19 protein-coding genes and 1 other annotated feature are annotated in these 16514 nt (G+C 30.9%); of the genes, 14 read left to right on the forward strand and 5 right to left on the reverse strand.

The annotated features are described in order from the left end of the window. The first annotated feature begins 13 nt into the window (after positions 1–13). From infC to B5E87_RS01675, 8 genes are all read left to right on the forward strand, one after another. Complete coding sequence (gene infC, locus B5E87_RS01640; protein ID WP_087243199.1) at positions 14–553, forward strand: translation initiation factor IF-3; 540 nt, start codon at positions 14–16, stop codon at positions 551–553. Between the two features lie 15 nt (positions 554–568). Further along, complete coding sequence (rpmI, locus tag B5E87_RS01645; protein WP_087243200.1) at positions 569–763, forward strand: 50S ribosomal protein L35; 195 nt, start codon at positions 569–571, stop codon at positions 761–763. A gap of 18 nt (positions 764–781) precedes the next feature. Beyond that, positions 782–1141 carry a 50S ribosomal protein L20 gene (rplT, locus tag B5E87_RS01650; RefSeq protein WP_087243201.1) on the forward strand — a complete coding sequence of 120 codons (360 nt, stop codon included), beginning with the start codon at positions 782–784 and terminating at the stop codon, positions 1139–1141. Positions 1142–1250: 109 nt separating this feature from the next. Then, entirely contained in the window at positions 1251–2309 is a 1059-nt protein-coding gene (locus B5E87_RS01655; RefSeq protein WP_087243202.1) for a M42 family metallopeptidase, read from the forward strand. After that, complete coding sequence (locus B5E87_RS01660; protein ID WP_087243203.1) at positions 2309–3151, forward strand: patatin-like phospholipase family protein; 843 nt, start codon at positions 2309–2311, stop codon at positions 3149–3151. The genes B5E87_RS01655 and B5E87_RS01660 overlap by 1 nt, the downstream gene beginning before the upstream one ends. 117 nt (positions 3152–3268) lie before the next feature. Further along, entirely contained in the window at positions 3269–4372 is a 1104-nt protein-coding gene (locus B5E87_RS01665) for a S1C family serine protease (protein ID WP_241147109.1), read from the forward strand. 43 nt (positions 4373–4415) lie between these two features. Further along, a complete protein-coding gene (locus B5E87_RS01670; RefSeq protein WP_087243205.1) occupies positions 4416–5276 on the forward strand; it encodes a hypothetical protein in 861 nt (286 codons plus the stop codon). Positions 5277–5278: 2 nt separating this feature from the next. Beyond that, on the forward strand, positions 5279–5692 hold the full coding sequence (locus B5E87_RS01675; RefSeq protein ID WP_087243206.1) for a hypothetical protein: 414 nt from the start codon (positions 5279–5281) through the stop codon (positions 5690–5692). Here B5E87_RS01675 and sspI read toward each other — a convergent pair. Beyond that, positions 5687–5878 carry a small acid-soluble spore protein SspI gene (sspI, locus tag B5E87_RS01680; protein WP_087243207.1) on the reverse strand — a complete coding sequence of 64 codons (192 nt, stop codon included), beginning with the start codon at positions 5876–5878 and terminating at the stop codon, positions 5687–5689. The genes B5E87_RS01675 and sspI overlap by 6 nt on opposite strands. A 59-nt stretch (positions 5879–5937) precedes the next feature. Between sspI and B5E87_RS01685 the strand changes: the two genes are divergently transcribed. The 4 genes from B5E87_RS01685 (at position 5938) to B5E87_RS01700 (ending at position 11060) form a co-directional block, all read left to right on the forward strand. Beyond that, positions 5938–6603 carry a M48 family metallopeptidase gene (locus tag B5E87_RS01685; protein WP_087243208.1) on the forward strand — a complete coding sequence of 222 codons (666 nt, stop codon included), beginning with the start codon at positions 5938–5940 and terminating at the stop codon, positions 6601–6603. Beyond that, positions 6600–7325 (forward strand): TrmH family RNA methyltransferase, encoded by a 726-nt coding sequence (locus tag B5E87_RS01690; protein ID WP_087243209.1) that lies wholly within the window; start codon positions 6600–6602, stop codon positions 7323–7325. The genes B5E87_RS01685 and B5E87_RS01690 overlap by 4 nt, the downstream gene beginning before the upstream one ends. Before the next feature lie 45 nt (positions 7326–7370). Beyond that, positions 7371–7576: a binding site (T-box leader), on the forward strand. 35 nt (positions 7577–7611) lie between these two features. Beyond that, positions 7612–10008, forward strand: coding sequence for a leucine--tRNA ligase (gene leuS / locus B5E87_RS01695; RefSeq protein WP_087243210.1), 2397 nt, complete (start codon positions 7612–7614; stop codon positions 10006–10008). A 509-nt stretch (positions 10009–10517) separates the two neighbouring features. Further along, entirely contained in the window at positions 10518–11060 is a 543-nt protein-coding gene (locus tag B5E87_RS01700; protein WP_087243211.1) for an Abi family protein, read from the forward strand. A gap of 906 nt (positions 11061–11966) precedes the next feature. Here B5E87_RS01700 and B5E87_RS01710 read toward each other — a convergent pair. From B5E87_RS01710 to B5E87_RS01720, 3 genes are all read right to left on the reverse strand, one after another. Beyond that, on the reverse strand, positions 11967–12857 hold the full coding sequence (locus B5E87_RS01710; protein ID WP_087243213.1) for a DUF3737 family protein: 891 nt from the start codon (positions 12855–12857) through the stop codon (positions 11967–11969). A gap of 24 nt (positions 12858–12881) precedes the next feature. Further along, a complete protein-coding gene (locus tag B5E87_RS01715) occupies positions 12882–13118 on the reverse strand; it encodes a hypothetical protein (RefSeq protein ID WP_087243214.1) in 237 nt (78 codons plus the stop codon). An 87-nt stretch (positions 13119–13205) separates the two neighbouring features. Continuing rightward, positions 13206–13766: a 3'-5' exonuclease gene (locus tag B5E87_RS01720; protein ID WP_241147110.1), complete on the reverse strand. Its 561-nt coding sequence runs from the start codon at positions 13764–13766 to the stop codon at positions 13206–13208. A 126-nt stretch (positions 13767–13892) separates the two neighbouring features. On the opposite strand from B5E87_RS01720, the gene B5E87_RS01725 reads away from it, so the two are divergent. Together B5E87_RS01725 and B5E87_RS01730 are read left to right on the forward strand one after the other, a co-directional pair. Then, a complete protein-coding gene (locus tag B5E87_RS01725) occupies positions 13893–14246 on the forward strand; it encodes a CidA/LrgA family protein (RefSeq protein ID WP_087243215.1) in 354 nt (117 codons plus the stop codon). Then, positions 14239–14934 (forward strand): LrgB family protein, encoded by a 696-nt coding sequence (locus B5E87_RS01730; protein ID WP_087243216.1) that lies wholly within the window; start codon positions 14239–14241, stop codon positions 14932–14934. Before B5E87_RS01725 ends, B5E87_RS01730 begins: the two co-directional genes overlap by 8 nt. A 499-nt stretch (positions 14935–15433) precedes the next feature. Here B5E87_RS01730 and B5E87_RS01735 read toward each other — a convergent pair whose 3' ends face one another. After that, positions 15434–16387, reverse strand: a complete 954-nt coding sequence (locus tag B5E87_RS01735) for an L-lactate dehydrogenase (RefSeq protein ID WP_087243217.1) — start codon at positions 16385–16387, stop codon at positions 15434–15436. Positions 16388–16514 lie beyond the last annotated feature (127 nt).

The raw sequence follows: 16514 nt of genomic DNA on the forward strand, positions 1-16514 counted from the left end.
CAATTTATAGGAGGTGGCTATTATTAGCAAGTATAACAATCAATCAAATGACGATTTAGTGAATGAAAAGATTCGTTTCAAAGAAGTTCTAGTGATTGATCAAAATGGAGACCAGTTAGGTGTCATGTCACGTAATCAGGCTATTAACACAGCATATGATGAAGATTTAGACTTAGTGTGTGTTGCACCAAAAGCCAAAACACCAGTATGTCGTATTATGGATTATGGAAAATATCGTTTTGAACAACAAAAGAAACAAAAAGAAATGAAGAAGAATTCTAAAACTGTTTCTTTAAAAGAAACGCAATTATCACCAACGATTGATGTTCATGACAAAAATGTCAAATTAAAAAGAACATTGAAATGGCTAGAAGCTGGTGATAAAGTTAAAATTGCGGTTCGCTTTAGAGGTAGACAGCTCGCTCATATTGATATTGGTCAAAAAATACTAGATGATTTCGTCGCTGAATGTGCAGATTATTGTGTGATTGAAAAACCTGCCAAATTAGAAGGACGAACATTAACTGCTATATTAGCACCAAAGAAAAAATAACAGGAGGATATTATTATGCCAAAAATGAAATCTCATAGTGGACTTAAAAAACGTTTAAAAAGAACTGGTTCAGGAAAATATAAACGTGGACATGCGTATGTTTCACATTTATCTCATAACAAGACTCATAAACAAAAGAAACATTTAGCAAAAGCAACTTTAGTACACCCTTCAGATATGAAACGTATTAAATCTAGATTACAAGGGTAATGAATAGGAGGATAAAAAATGGCAAGAGTTAAAGGTGGATATACAACTAGACGTAGAAGAAAGAAAGTCTTAAAATTAGCCAAAGGATATTTTGGTTCTAAACATGCGTTATATAAAACAGCTCATGAACAAGTCATGAACTCTTTAGAATATGCATATAGAGATAGAAGAAATTTAAAACGTGAAATGAGAAAATTATGGATTGCACGTATTAATGCAGCTGCAAGAATGAATGATATTTCTTATTCAAAATTAATGCATGGTTTAAAATTAGCTAATGTAGAAATTAACAGAAAAATGTTATCTGAAATCGCAATTGCAGATCCTCAAGGATTTACTGCTATTGTAGATACAGCAAAAAAAGCTTTAGCAAAATAAAGAGGGATTTTCCCTCTTTTTGTTTTTTTGGAGAAAAAATGGGAATAATTTTTAGGACTCTTGTGATGATATAAAAATAAGGTATAATAGAAAACAGGAGGTTGAAAAAATGGCTGATTTAGAAATGTTGAAACAGTTCAGTTTAGCCAATGGTATTTCTGGCTATGAAAAACATATAACAAGATTAATGAAAACATATTTAGAAGAATATGCAGATGAAATACAATATGATGGGTTAGGAAGTTTAATAGCGATTCAAAATGGAGAGAGCCCATTTAAGGTTTTATTAACAGCTCATGTTGATGAAATAGGATTTTTAGTTAAAAATATAGATGAACATGGATTTATACAGGTTCAGCCTGTAGGAGGATGGAATCCACGTCATTTACCATCATCTTTAATGAATATTGAAACACGTGATGGTCAAAACATAAAAGGTGTCATGGCTCTTAAACAACAGACACCTAAAGAAAAGGTGCTTACTGTAGATGACTTATATTTGGATGTAGGAGCTTTTTCTAAACAGGATGTTTTAGATATGGGAATTGGTAAAGGTGATCCTGTAACGCCTGTATCTGATTTTATCATGATGCAAAATGAAAAATGTGTACTTTCCAAAGCATGGGATGATCGCATTGGAGTCGCAGTCATGGTAGAAGTTATGAAACGTTTGCATCATGAAAAGATTTATCCCACTCTTTATGTAGCAGGAACAGTACAGGAGGAAGTGGGATTACGTGGTGCTAAAACAGTGGCACAAATGGTTCAACCGGATTTGGCTTTAGCCATTGATGTGACTTTTTCGTATGATCTTCCTGGCGGGGAACAGGGCGATGTCAGATTGGGAAATGGTGTCGCATTATGTGTGATGGATGGCAGTGTGATTGGTCATACTGGTTTATTAAAACAATTAGAAAATATTTGTCGAAATCACCATATTGCTTATCAGCTTGATATGGATTTGGCAGGTGGAACAGATTCAGGAGAGTTAAGTAAAGTGGGACAGGGTGTCATGAATTTAACTATTTCTATCCCGACACGTTATATGCACTCTCATTATACGATGATTCATCTTGATGATTTTGAAGCGACTGTTGATATGCTGGTTGCTTTCTTAAAGGAATTTGACGAAGACATGTATATGTCTATGGTAGAGGATAAACGCTAATGGGTGCTCTTGTATTAGAAGGAGGAACTTTTCGTCCTATTTTTTCTAGTGGTGTGATGGATGCATTGAATGATTATGGTGTTGATTTTCCTTATGTTATTGGAGTATCAGCAGGTATTACAGATGGTTTTTCTTATGTATCTAAGCAGCCAAAACGTAATTATGATATTTTAATGAATCATCGTCATGATAAAAGATATGTGGGACTTCGTAACTATTTGCATGATCGTAGTTTATTTGGATTAAAGTATGCTTATGAAACGATTCCTAACGAAATCTATCCTTTTGATTGGGATACATTTTTAAATAATCCAGCTCAAGTGAAAGTTGGTGTGACCAATGTGGAAACAGGTCAATGTGAATATTTGGATGGAAAACAATTAGATGAAAAATGTACAATGTTGAAAGCAACTTGTGCCATTCCTTTTGCTTTTCCAGTTATTTCTTTAAATGGTAAGAAATATTATGATGGAGGAATCTGTGATCCTATTCCAGTTAAAAAAGCTATGGAGGATGGACATCAGAAACTATTGATTGTCCTAACGCGACCTAAAGGATATCAAAAAACACTATCAAAGGCTAATGTTGTTGCGAGTCGTTTATTAAAGAAAAAATATCCTCAATTAGTACAACCCTTATTAACAAGACATCTTTTATATAATGAAACATTGGCTTATTGTGAACAGTTAGAACAACAGGGACAGGCGATTATTTTAAGACCAAGTGAAGAACTTCAAATTGATTCTTTTGAAAAAGATTTACAGAAGATTGATCGTATTTATCAATATGGCTATCAATTAGCTTTAGAACATATGGAAGAAATCAAGAAACTCCTTGAATAGACATTATTTTGACATTTTCACACATTTTTAAAATAATGTTAAGGTATTTATATATTATATTAAAAATATAAAAAGAAATCATCTGATGATGGAAAGGAAAGATAAATGATGAAACATATGAATAAAAATAAGCTATTTAAAATCTTTGTTGTGTTATTATTGATTGTATCATTAGGATGTAATGGATTTTTGATGTATAAAGTCTTAGGGAATCAGGGAAGTGGTCATTCTGCTTCTTCATCTAATGCGACTGTTCAAACAGTTAATTATGATGTGCAATCTGATTTAACAGATGTTATTGAAAGTGCCAAGGAATCCGCTGTTGGTGTTGCAGTTTATCAAAATAACCAACTTGCTGGTAGTGGTAGTGGTGTCATCTACAAAGTAGATGGAAAAACAGTATATGTCATTACAAATCACCATGTTATTGAAAATGCTCAATCTATTGAAGTCATCTATTCTAATGGTGAATCAGTGAGAGCTGAATGTTTAGGTAGTGATGAGTATGGTGATATTGCTGTTTTGAAAATGACAGTTAATTTTGATGTATCAGCCTATAAAGTTGGAGATTCTGATTTATTAGAAGCAGGAGAACCTGTTCTTGCTGTGGGAAGTCCATTAGGTATTGAATATGCGGGAACAGTTACTCAAGGGATTGTATCTGCTCCATCAAGAACAGTATCTGTTGATTTGAATGATGATGGTAGAGAAGACTGGGATATGAATGTTATTCAGACTGATGCAGCGATCAATCCAGGAAATAGTGGTGGAGCATTAGTCAATGCTGCTGGAGAATTGGTTGGTATTACATCTATGAAATTACTTTCTGAAGAAGTTGAAGGTATGGGCTTTGCTATTCCAATTAATGATGCTGTTAAATTAGTTGAAGAAATTATTAAAACAGGTAAAGTGAATCGTCCAACTATTGGGATTTCAGCTGTATCGTTAGATAGTTATTCTTCATATGAACTTTATATGTATCGTATTCAAACAAATTTAAATAAAGGAATCTATGTTGCTGATGTACAAAGTCAATCACCAGCGAGTCAAGCAGGTATTCAAGTAGGAGATGTCATTACACAAATTGAAGGTAAAGATATTGAATCATATAAGGATTTCTTGACGGAACTTTATTCTAAAAATCCTGGTGATACGATAAAATTAACAATTAATCGTAATGGTTCGACATCTTCAGTCAATGTCACTTTAGGTTCTTCATAAGGAAAGCGAAAAGGTCTTTCCTTTTTTTTGTAAAAAATATATAATGGGTGTTGGTGATGGTATGAATAATGAAGTCAAAAAACAACTTACTTTATCATTAATTTTACTCGCTCTTTTAATCGCAACACTGTTTTTCTGGTATCCTAATTTTATGTTTCATACATATGTAGAAAGATTAGATTATCAGTATTGTTTGCGTGGTGAAAATGATGAATTTGTTGTTGATGGATATCAATTTTATCAAGATGGTCAAACACAGGGATATGGTCATGCACGCATTACGCCTTTAAAATCGCAAGTTTTTAAAAAGAATGATGAAGTAACCTTGACTTTGATTTTATCCCAGGAACATCAGTTATCTCAGAAAATTAAGATTCAAAATGATGATCAGGTCGTGACATTAGATGAACAAGAAAGTGAAGATGTCTTTTTAGAAGAAGATATTCAAAATGCAAAACTGCAAATATCAGTCAATCGTCAAAACAAAACGACTTATGATCAGACAATAGAATTAAAAAATCAAGATATGTTGACATATACTTCAGCAAATAAAGATTATACATTAACCAATGTATATGTGACTGAAAATTGGTTAAAAACAGGAGTTTTTTCAAGTAAAGATCAGGATCTTGCTAAAGAATATCCTTATATGATTATTAATTATATGTATTCTCATGAACAGAATCATGAAGTGAATATTAATGATTATGAAAGATTTGTTTATTTAAAAGGAAAAACAGAAGATTTTTTAAATGATCAGATGGAAGAAATTGGATATTATGATGGTCAAGGATCATTATTTGATATGCAGTTATGTTGTGTAATAACATTAATGAAAAGTGAAGATGATTTGCATCCTTATACTTTTACATTACCTTTAAGTCCTATTCAAAAAGGAGAATAACTATGACACCAGGAAAAAAAGATAAAATGACATTATATATGTTGAGAAATGCTTTATCTACTTTGGTTATTGCTTTTATATCTTTTATGATATCATTGATATCATATTATGAATGTTCATTTTTTGAAGCTATTCAACGATTATTTTTAGTCAATATTTATACAACATTATATTTTTTATTGTTATGGTTATTGGATTATATGATTTTTGAAATATCAAAAATCATATTTGATACTTATGAAAATATTCTGACATATAAATTTATTCTTGTTTTATGCTTGATTGCGATTATTTTGTTCTTTGTTCCAATGTTGGATTTATTTCAATGGAATTTTATTTTCTTATGTCTGTTTATTGCATTAAGACAAGTGAAACAATTATATATTCATAAAAAAAGACCATCAAATGGTCTATAAAAGAGCACTCAGGCTTTGTAAAAAATGTTGTTTAGAAGTCTGATCCAAAGAATTATAGTATTCTTCAAAAAGAACACCTAAACCAACAAGAATTGTTTCTTCTTGAGAAGCAATACCTTCATCAATCGTTTCTTGGAGTTGTGCTGGAGAAAATCCTTTGAGATTCATTAAAAGTGCTTCACGCATTTTATCAGTCCTTTCTTATATAATATGGGATAAATATTTTGATTTATACAGGGAGTTTTATGAAAGAGTATCAAATCTTATTAAATGGTGAAACGATAACATATCAGTTAACATATAAGTATATGAAAAATATACGTATGCGTGTTAAAGGTGGAATGTTATTTGTCAGTGCACCTTATGGAACACCATTAGAATATATTGAAAAAACAATACAGACTTATCAAAAACGCATACTGAAACAAATCAATGCTTATCAGCCTTATGCTCAATATTGTGATCATGGATATGTCTTGATTTTTAATCAGCGATATCGTATTGTTTTACATGATATAGGAATAAAAAAATGTCAATTTCATCATCGGGATATTTATGTTTATCATCGTGATATACAAACATGTATTGAAAAAATGTGTCGTCAAATATTACATGATTACATTGAAGAGAAAATCATTGCTTATTTAGCTTATGATTTTGATTTAGATATGCCTTTGATTGAGATTAAAAAATATAAGAGTCGATGGGGAAGCTGTTATTATCGTGATCATCGTGTTTCTTTTCATTTAGGACTTATTCATTTGGAAAAAGAACTTATTGATTATGTCATTCTTCATGAACTCGTACACTTTTTACAGCCTAATCACTCTGCTTTGTTTTATCAGGAAATAGCTCAAAGAATGCCTTGTTATAAGGAAATTCAAAAACGTTTAAAGGAGAAGCATACATGATTACATCTATACAAAATGAAACAATAAAAAAAATCATGAAATTGAAACAAAAGAAATACCGTGATTTAGAAGATCAATTTTTAATTGAAGGGTATCATTTGGTTGAAGAAGCTAAAAAAGCCAATTGTATTGAAACAATTATTACAACGCTTCATGAAACATTTGAAGAACCAACGATTTATGTATCTTCCAATGTCATGGAAAAGCTCGCTTTTACAAAGACACCACAACCTATTATGGCCATCTGTCATAAACCACATCATCGTCTTTTCAATACCAATCATCAGCGTTATCTGTTATTGGATAATATTCAAGATCCTGGTAATTTAGGAACAATTATCAGAACAGCATTAGCACTGGGCTATGATCAAATTATCATGTCCTATAATAGTGTGGATTTATATAATGATAAAGTCATTCGTGCAACACAGGGAGCACTTTTTCAAATGTCCATCTGTCAAATGGATTTGATAGAAGCTATCACGTCACTCCAACAAAATGATGTCAGAGTTTATGGAACATCATTACATCAGGCACAACCTATTCATCACTATCAGCCACAAGACAAAATGGCTTTTGTGTTAGGTAATGAAGGACAGGGTGTTTCCCAAGCTGTTTTAGATGCATGTGATGCTCACTTATATATTCCTATTCAAGCCATCGAATCTTTAAATGTTGCGATTGCTGGAGCTATTGTTATGTATCATTTTCCTAAAATTTAAGAAAAGATTTGCAAAATAATAAACATATGATATAATATTCTGTGTTTAGAATCGATGAAAAGGAGTAGTAGTTGTTGATACTTTTTAGAGAGTCTATGGGTGGTGGAAATAGACAGGTTAGACAATGAACTCGCCTTGGAGATACAAAGATGAAAAGAGTAGTCTTTGTCGTTAACTGCGTTAAAGTTTTGAGAGCATATATGGATTCCATATATGAACTAAGGTGGTATCGCGATCAAGTCGTCCTTAGAAGGACGGCTTTTTATATTATAAGGAGGGATAAATGATGCCATTTGATCATCAAGCCATTGAAAAGAAGTGGCAAAAATATTGGGATGAACATCAGACTTTCTATACTGATGTTTGGGATTTTTCAAAACCTAAATACTATGCTTTAGATATGTTTCCATATCCATCAGGACAAGGATTACATGTTGGACATCCTGAAGGATATACAGCAACAGATATTATGTCACGTATGAAAAGAATGCAGGGATATAATGTTTTACATCCAATGGGATTTGATGCTTTTGGATTACCAGCTGAACAATATGCGATTAAAACAGGAAATCACCCTGAAGGATTTACACGTCATAATATTGAAACTTTTACACATCAGTTAAAGATGTTAGGTTTTTCATTTGATTGGGATAAATGTATTTCTACTTGCGATCCTGATTATTATCATTGGACACAATGGATTTTTAAACAACTTTATGAAGATGGTTTAGCTAAAAATGTGGATATTCCAGTAAACTGGTGTGAAGAATTAGGAACTGTTTTAGCTAATGATGAAATCATTGATGGAAAAAGTGAACGTGGGGGATACCCAGTTATTAGAAAGAATATGAAACAGTGGGTTATTGATATTCCTGCTTATGCTGAAAAATTATTGGCTGGTTTAGAGGATGTTGATTGGCCTGAATCTACCAAAGAAATTCAAAGAAACTGGATTGGAAAATCTATTGGTGCTCATGTGCATTTTCAAGTTGATGGACATGATGAACAGTTTACTGTGTTTACAACACGTTGTGATACGCTTTTTGGCGCAACTTATTGTGTGTTAGCTCCTGAACATGAATTGGTAGCTAAGATTACAACACCACAACAAAAAGAAGCGATTGAAGCCTATGTGAAAGTCTGTGCCACAAAATCTGAATTAGAACGTACTGAATTAAATAAAGATAAAACAGGTGTCTTTACTGGTGCTTATGCGATTAACCCAGTGAATCAAAAGAAAATACCTATCTGGATTTCAGATTATGTTTTAGCAGGATACGGAACTGGTGCTATTATGGCGGTTCCTGCTCATGATGATCGTGATTGGGAATTTGCGAATAAATTTGGTCTTGAAATTATTCCAGTGCTTGAAGGTGGAGATGTCACAAAAGAAGCATGGACACAGGATGGAAATCATATTAATTCTGATTTCTTAAATGGTATGAATAAAGAAGATGCCATTGAAACAATGATTCAATGGTTAACTGATCATCATTGTGGTGAAAAGAAAGTGAATTATCGTTTAAGAGAATGGATCTTTGCACGTCAAAGATACTGGGGAGAACCAATTCCAGTGATTAATTTTGATGATGGAACTTCCGTTGCATTATCAGATGATGAATTACCATTGATTTTACCACCATTAGAAGATTACTCACCTTCTAAGAGTGGAGCATCACCATTGGATAAAGCTACAGACTGGGTGAATGTCACTGTGAATGGAAAAGCTGGAAAACGTGAAACAAGTACAATGCCAGGAAGTGCGGGAAGCAGCTGGTATTATATGCGATACATTGATCCACATAATGATCATGCGATTGCTGATAGAAAGTTATTGGATTACTGGTTACCAGTTGATTTATATGTTGGTGGACCAGAACATGCTGTTGGACACTTATTATATTCTCGTATGTGGAATCGTTATTTATATGATAAAGGATATTTGTCACATCCTGAGCCATTCCAGAAATTATATCATCAAGGTATGATTTTAGGAACAAATGGTGAAAAAATGAGTAAATCTAAAGGGAATGTCATTAACCCTGATGATATTGTTCAAACTTATGGGGCTGATACATTAAGGGTTTATGAAATGTTTATGGGACCTTTGGAAGCAAGTAAACCATGGAGTGAAACAGGTGTTGACGGTGCTAGAAAATGGTTGGATCGTGTGTATCGTTTGATTGTAGAATCTGATAAATTAAGTGATGAAAATGATCATTCATTAGACTTTGTTTATCATTCTACTGTCAAAAAAGTCACTCATGATTATGAAACATTAGGATTTAATACTGCTATTTCACAAATGATGATTTTTGTTAATGAAGCTTATAAAGCTAAAACTGTTTATCGTCCATATGCTGAAAACTTAGTCAAAATGTTAAGCTGTATCGCTCCACATGTCTGTGAAGAAATGTGGCAGTTACTTGGACATGATGAAACATTAGCTTATGAACCATGGCCAACATATGATGAAGCTATGTTGGAACAGTCAACAATTGAAATGGCTGTACAGGTTAATGGAAAACTTCGTGCTAAAATCACTGTGAATAAAGATGAAGATGATGAAGTCGTGAAACAGGAAGCTTTAGCTCAAGATAATGTAAAAACACATACTGATGGAAAGAATATTGTGAAAATTATTGTTGTGAAAAATAAGATTGTCAATATTGTTGTGAAATAATTATATTTTTATAAGTTATTTAAGTAGAGATTTATTATTTGATTTCAAAATATAATCTCTACTCTTTTTGTATAAAATTGATACATTGTACAAACGACATATATAACTCTAGATAAAAGAATGAAGAACTGCATGTAAAAAATGCTGTGACCTCATATATGAATGAACTAATAGTAAACTATTCATACGACATTACTGGTTTTATTGAACCGTTTATTGAAAATGATATTACAAAAACTTATAGAGTCAGATTTGATTAAATATAGGATTTTGTTTAAGGCATATTTGATAATTCTATAATATTCTCATGTTTTTTTATAATTAATTATTCAGTTTTTTCGTCAAAGATATGTTTTAACTAGTTAATTAAAATGTCTAGATTTTATAAGAAATTTAACTGAAATTAATTTGTTATTTTAATTTGGTTGTTATTTTTGATAAAATGTATATATTAATAAAATCGTCAAATATTTTTAATAGTTAGAAAACAAATCAAAGGAAGTGGCAATATGGATAACAGCGATTATCAACAATATAAAATTGCTAAAACAATTTCTGAACAAATTGAGTATTTAAATAAGAATAAAAGAGTACAATTTGATTGTATGGATAAAGATACAGCAAAAGATAAATTATTAGAATATAATTACATTCATATTATTACGTCATTTAAACATAAATTTGCAAAACTAAATGAAAACAAAGAGGTTGAAAAAGTTAATGGCAATCATGTATATGAAAGAGATGTTGATTTTAATGAATACTATTCTTTATTCAGAGATGAAAGAAAAAGATATCCAACAATCATTTCTAATATACTTGATTTTGAAATTCACTTTAAGACAATCACAGCATATCATATATTAATATCTAATGATATTAGAGATTCTAATCAGCTTCAATTATTTCTTGATTCATTGAGACTTCAGTTTTCTTTTTTAGAATTACGATATACTAAAACTAGAATATCGCATATGAATAATCACATAGATTCTTTAAAAAAAGATATTTTTAAATATGCAAATGTCTATTGTTTTTTTTTGATAGAATGAGTTTAGGGAATATGTTAACAATATTTACATGTCTTAATCATAATTTACAAAATAAAATATTTAAAGATTTAAAGAAATACCAAATGACTTTTAATGTTGATCAAGTTCCTGATTTTATAAATAAAGTTTTCTGTTTGGTATCAATTAGAAATTGTGTAATGCACTGTAACAGTTTAGAAATATTAATAAGATTTTATAATCCTAAAACACATGAATTAAGAACCATATCTGATAGAAAAAAATACTTAAATATGATTAAATTTTTAAGTATAGAAAAAGCTCACGAATAATCGTGAGCTTTCTTCCGCACCGAGTGCCATTTACATTAGTATTATATGTAACTTTTATAAAAATATCAACTAAAAACTATAAATAATTTATATATATCAAGGACAATTTTCAATAAATTATAAAATGGACTTAACATCAACGAACAATAAAATGAAGTTTTTTTAATTACCTAATATATCGTTATAGATAAAATTACGATTTACGCAATACGAATATACCATAGTATTAGGGTTTATCCTCATATTTGCTATTTAATTGTTTTATTAATCTTTTCGCTGATGTATCAAAAGGATTTTTTATCTCACCGGACTAGGAACCTAAAACATTGAAGAAAAAATTGGACATAAAGATGATAGAAACAGTTTTTAAAAGATATATAACTATATAGTCTATTAGATGTAAGAAGATAAATCAAAAAAATGCTTATTTTAAGAGTGCTTTTTGATCAAGCATAACAATCTCGTGAATATTGTTGTGAAATAAAAATGTTCATTTAAAAACATGAAATGAAGAGAGAAGTGAATTTCTAAAAGTTAAGGTATTTTCATTGCAGAGATTCACTTTTTTAATGTTCAATTATTGATAATAAAAAAACGCTAACTTTTCAGTTAACGTTTAACAACAGCATTGACAAATAGACTGATTGTTTATAGGGGCTTGTCTGATGATCACTTGACCATTTGTTTCCATAACAGCATCTTCATTGATGATTTCACCAACACTGTCAACCGTAATTGTTACTGATTTGACATTTTTAATAGAATCAACATGTCCTTTGATTGTTGCCTGTACATCAGAATATTCAAATGCTAAATCGCAATCAATCATTTCACAATCAATGAGTTTCAAATTTTCACAATAGCAAAGTGGTTGTGTTCCAATGATCTGACAGTTAATGAATGTGACATTTTTTGAAAACCACCCTAAATATTCACCTTTGACAACAGAATCTTTAACAATGACGTTACTGCTATGCCAGAAGGCATCTTTTGTATCTAAATAAGAATTTGTAATTTCTAAGTCATGCATATACTGGAAAGAATATTTTCCTGTAAATTTCAAATGATCAATTTTAACATGATGACTATGAAGTAACATATATTCAGAATGAATTTCACTATCTTTAATAGAAATATCCTGGCAGAACCAGCCAAACTCTGGTGATTGAATCTGACAATTTGAAACAATTGTATCACTACATTCTCTTAAAATTTTTATACCTTGAATATCACAAGAATCAATCAAACCATGATGAGAATACCAGATAGGAGCTCTTGTTAATTCATCTAAAGAGCTGTGAATTAATTCATAACCCTGTACATGCCATAAGGGATAACGAAGCGAAAAAGTACAATGATCAACTCTGACTTGTCTTGTTTCTTTCAAGACAGATTCTCCATCTTGAGGACCAGCAAAAGTACAGTTTCTCACTTCAGTATTTTGTATGTTGTATAAAGCTCTTTCTTCATCAAAAGTTTGATTTTCAATAATCTGTTTGATTTGCATGATATTGACCTCCTTTAAGAAAGCTTATGCTTTATTTTGAATATTTTTTAAAGTGTAAATCAGATAATCAAGATGATCAATTTTCTTTTGTTTTTGATGCACTTCATCTAGAATTTCATATCTTTTCTTTTTTAAAAAAAGGAAAAGAAATTCAAAACGATGATTTTCAAAGTCATCAACAAATTCTTGAACTTGTTTGGATGAACATCCCATATCTTCTAAACTTTTTTGAATATCTTCTTTGGTAAGCATTTGAATCATATGAAAGCCTCCTTGACTATATTCTATATATAGACATTATAAAAATCAAATACTTATAATGGATAGTCAGCTATGCTTTTGAGGTATTTATATGGATATATGTTGTCTGATTATTTCTTTTTTAAGGTGTTCATAAAGTTCATATGTAGATATGCAATCTGCTAAAGAACGGTGTTCATTTGTAGAAAGCCCTAAAAATTCTACCATGTCTGTTAAACGAGGATGGGGCATTTGAGGATAAACCTTTCTACAAAATTGAAGCGTATCCATATATTCATTAGATAAATTGATCTGAAAATGATTCGCAATAAAATTAAGATCGAAAGCTGTATTATGTCCAATAATTGAATCGTGTCCAAGAAATCGCAAAATGTCATCTTGAACAGAAGAGAGAACAGGCATATCCTCTACCATTTGATTATCAATACCAGTGAGTTGAGTGATAAAAGGACTAATATTCTGTTGGGGATTGATTAACTGGCTATAACGTTCAACGATTTCCTTGTTTCTGACCTTTAATATTCCAATTTCAATAATTTTATCTTTTTGCCAAGATAAACCTGTTGTTTCGATATCTATAACACAATAATCATCAATGATTTTTTTAACATAATAACCTCTTTTATAATATTGTTTTTGATAAGCCATTGTGATCACCTCAACTCTATATTTAAATCTATTCAATATAAAAATGCAAATGAATTTATAAAAAAAAGTATAATCATCAGTCAAATCATGTTATAATGTTGCACGGTATCACAACAGGAGGTCATTATGAAATATATACATCAGTTTCTTATTATTATGTTGATTTCATTTGTAGGAGAATTATTGAGTTTTTTACCATTACCCATTCCAGCAAGTGTTTATGGATTGTTGATCATGTTAGTTGGTCTTTATACAAAAATGATTCCATTATCAGCAATAGAAGATGTTGCAGATTGGCTGATTTTGATTATGCCTGTTTTATTTGTTCCATCTGCTGTTGGTTTAATGAATGTCAAAGAAGAATTATTTGAAAACATAGCTGTGATTATGATTGTTCTTGTTATAAGTACAGTCATTGTGATGGTAGTGACAGGGAAAGTTGCACAATATATGATAGAAAGGAAAAATATCAATGAATAATTTATTGATTGAAACATCTTGTTTTGGCATTGTATTAAGTTTATTAACATATTGGTTGGCTGTTCAAATAAGAAAGCGATGGTCTTATTCTCTTTTGAATCCATTATTAATCAGTGCTTTTTTGACTATCTTTGTTTTATATGTTTTAGATATTGATTTTCAGACATATAATCAGGGAGCACAAATGATTACATATTTATTGACTCCATCAACTGTTTGTTTAGCGATTCCTTTATATAAACAAACACAAGTCCTGGTTAAACATTTTGGAGCTATTATAGTAAGCTTATTATGTGGTTGTCTGTCTGGTTTGATGAGTGTTATGGTTCTTTGTATTTTGTTGAAGACAAGTGAAACAGTTTTATATTCTTTGATGCCAAAATCTATTACGACAGCGATTGCTATTGGAGTATCAGAATTACTTGGTGGTCATTCGGCAATGACAGTAGGTGTTGTCATTTTAACAGGTATTTTTGGATCGATGATTGCTAAAACGATTTTTAAAGTTTTCCATATCAATCATCCTGTTGCACGTGGATTGGCATTAGGAAATAGTGCTCATGCTATTGGAACAGCGAAAGCAATTGAGTGGGGTGAAATTGAGGCAGCAATGAGTAGTTTATCCATTGTGATTTCAGGTATATTCACTGTGTTTTTAGCGCCTATTATGATTCATTTATGGATATAAAAAAGTTCTATGTTTAAGCATAGAACTATTGATTGGTATATTAAATATTTGCGGGGCAGACCCTAGCCTTTAAATTTTTAAAGGGGTCTGTCTTTTCTTGCTTTAAATTTAAATTGGGGTTGCTTTTTATAAAATGAGAATCTCCTGTTATAATTTGTTTGCAAACAATATTACGAAAAAGAAGACTATCTAGCAGACCTATTGAGAAAAAAATAACTATATCAAGAAGATCAACCAGTAATGCAAATGGAATGCAAAACTTTGCAAGAGCTAGAAATAAGTTCATCTATTCGCAAAATTCATATAAAAACATACTGCAACCGAGCATGAAAAAAAGATGAAAAGAGTTGGTAAACCAAGAGGAAAATGTAATAAAAAAAGATGACAGATAGTCACCAATCAAATATTGTTCCTCCTGCTTTAAAATGAAAGTGGGGTCAAAATACCCCACTATTAATTTAAAGCTTTTTAGATTAGACCCCTCAATTATTTAAAGGTCCTATTGATTTAAAAGATCATAAAATGATTTTAAGCGTTGACAAGATTGATTGAACTCTTCTTGTTCTTGTGGTGTCATGCGTAATTCAACAATTTCTCTAACACCACTACGATCAATGATGGCTGGCACACTGATAAATAAATCATCCTGACCATATTCGCCACGAAGCAATGTTGAAACAGGTAAAATCTGGTTTTCATTATGTAAGATTGTGCGAATAATACCAACTGTACTTGAGGCTATACCATAACAAGTATTCCCTTTACGATTGAAAATTTCCCAACCAGCCTGAATTGTATCTTTTTTCATCTGTTGATAGGGTTCTTGTCCTAAACGACTCTGGTTATCTTGAACAACACTATAAATATCCTTACCACCAATACGAACAGTTGACCATGGAATCATTTCACTATCTCCATGTTCACCAATGACCATCGCATGAACACTGCGAGGATCAACTTGGATTTTTTGGGCGATGAAATATTTTAAACGGGCTGTATCTAATGTTGTTCCTGTTCCAATAACCTGATTAGCTGGTAAACCAGAAAGTTTATAAGCATAATAACTCATTAAATCTACAGGGTTTGAAACAACAATCAAATGTCCATCAAAATGATGTTCTTTAATTTGAGTAATAATACTTTTCATGACATTTAAAGATGGTTCTAACATCTTTAAACGGTCATTACCACTTTGAGGGGTTGGAACACTTGCTGTGATGATAACAATTTGAGCATCTTCACAGTCTTGATATCGTCCCACTTTGACATGTGTATTACGATTCATATATTCAATACTTTGAGATAAATCTAAAACTTCTCCTAAAACTTTTTCTTCATTCAAATCAATCAAAGCAATTTCATCACATAGACCTTGATTAATCAAACAAAATGCAGTACTGACACCAACGTGTCCACATCCAATAATGACAATTTTTCTTTTTTCTAATTTCATTTCTTTTCTCCTCGTTATAAGTCTAAAATGATTATATCATAATTCATAAAATTGTAATGAAATATGATAAAAAGTTTTCAAAACCTGAAAATAAAATGTGTGTTTGATAAAAATAAGTATACTATAT

It is taken from the genome of Massilimicrobiota sp. An142 (assembly GCF_002160725.1).
In the GTDB taxonomy this organism is placed as follows: domain Bacteria; phylum Bacillota_I; class Bacilli_A; order Erysipelotrichales; family Coprobacillaceae; genus Allocoprobacillus; species Allocoprobacillus merdigallinarum.

Excerpts from the sequence above, each read along its gene's own strand:
- rpmI (WP_087243200.1), top strand. The coding sequence starts at position 569 with ATGCCAAAAATGAAATCTCATAGTGGACTTAAAAAACGTTTAAAAAGA.
- rplT (WP_087243201.1), top strand. The coding sequence starts at position 782 with ATGGCAAGAGTTAAAGGTGGATATACAACTAGACGTAGAAGAAAGAAA.
- B5E87_RS01655 (WP_087243202.1), top strand. The coding sequence starts at position 1,251 with ATGGCTGATTTAGAAATGTTGAAACAGTTCAGTTTAGCCAATGGTATT.
- B5E87_RS01660 (WP_087243203.1), top strand. The coding sequence starts at position 2,309 with ATGGGTGCTCTTGTATTAGAAGGAGGAACTTTTCGTCCTATTTTTTCT.
- B5E87_RS01665 (WP_241147109.1), top strand. The coding sequence starts at position 3,269 with ATGAATAAAAATAAGCTATTTAAAATCTTTGTTGTGTTATTATTGATT.
- B5E87_RS01670 (WP_087243205.1), top strand. The coding sequence starts at position 4,416 with ATGGGTGTTGGTGATGGTATGAATAATGAAGTCAAAAAACAACTTACT.
- B5E87_RS01675 (WP_087243206.1), top strand. The coding sequence starts at position 5,279 with ATGACACCAGGAAAAAAAGATAAAATGACATTATATATGTTGAGAAAT.
- sspI (WP_087243207.1), bottom strand. The coding sequence starts at position 5,878 with ATGCGTGAAGCACTTTTAATGAATCTCAAAGGATTTTCTCCAGCACAA.
- B5E87_RS01685 (WP_087243208.1), top strand. The coding sequence starts at position 5,938 with ATGAAAGAGTATCAAATCTTATTAAATGGTGAAACGATAACATATCAG.
- B5E87_RS01690 (WP_087243209.1), top strand. The coding sequence starts at position 6,600 with ATGATTACATCTATACAAAATGAAACAATAAAAAAAATCATGAAATTG.
- leuS (WP_087243210.1), top strand. The coding sequence starts at position 7,612 with ATGCCATTTGATCATCAAGCCATTGAAAAGAAGTGGCAAAAATATTGG.
- B5E87_RS01700 (WP_087243211.1), top strand. The coding sequence starts at position 10,518 with ATGGATAACAGCGATTATCAACAATATAAAATTGCTAAAACAATTTCT.
- B5E87_RS01710 (WP_087243213.1), bottom strand. The coding sequence starts at position 12,857 with ATGCAAATCAAACAGATTATTGAAAATCAAACTTTTGATGAAGAAAGA.
- B5E87_RS01715 (WP_087243214.1), bottom strand. The coding sequence starts at position 13,118 with ATGATTCAAATGCTTACCAAAGAAGATATTCAAAAAAGTTTAGAAGAT.
- B5E87_RS01720 (WP_241147110.1), bottom strand. The coding sequence starts at position 13,766 with ATGGCTTATCAAAAACAATATTATAAAAGAGGTTATTATGTTAAAAAA.
- B5E87_RS01725 (WP_087243215.1), top strand. The coding sequence starts at position 13,893 with ATGAAATATATACATCAGTTTCTTATTATTATGTTGATTTCATTTGTA.
- B5E87_RS01730 (WP_087243216.1), top strand. The coding sequence starts at position 14,239 with ATGAATAATTTATTGATTGAAACATCTTGTTTTGGCATTGTATTAAGT.
- B5E87_RS01735 (WP_087243217.1), bottom strand. The coding sequence starts at position 16,387 with ATGAAATTAGAAAAAAGAAAAATTGTCATTATTGGATGTGGACACGTT.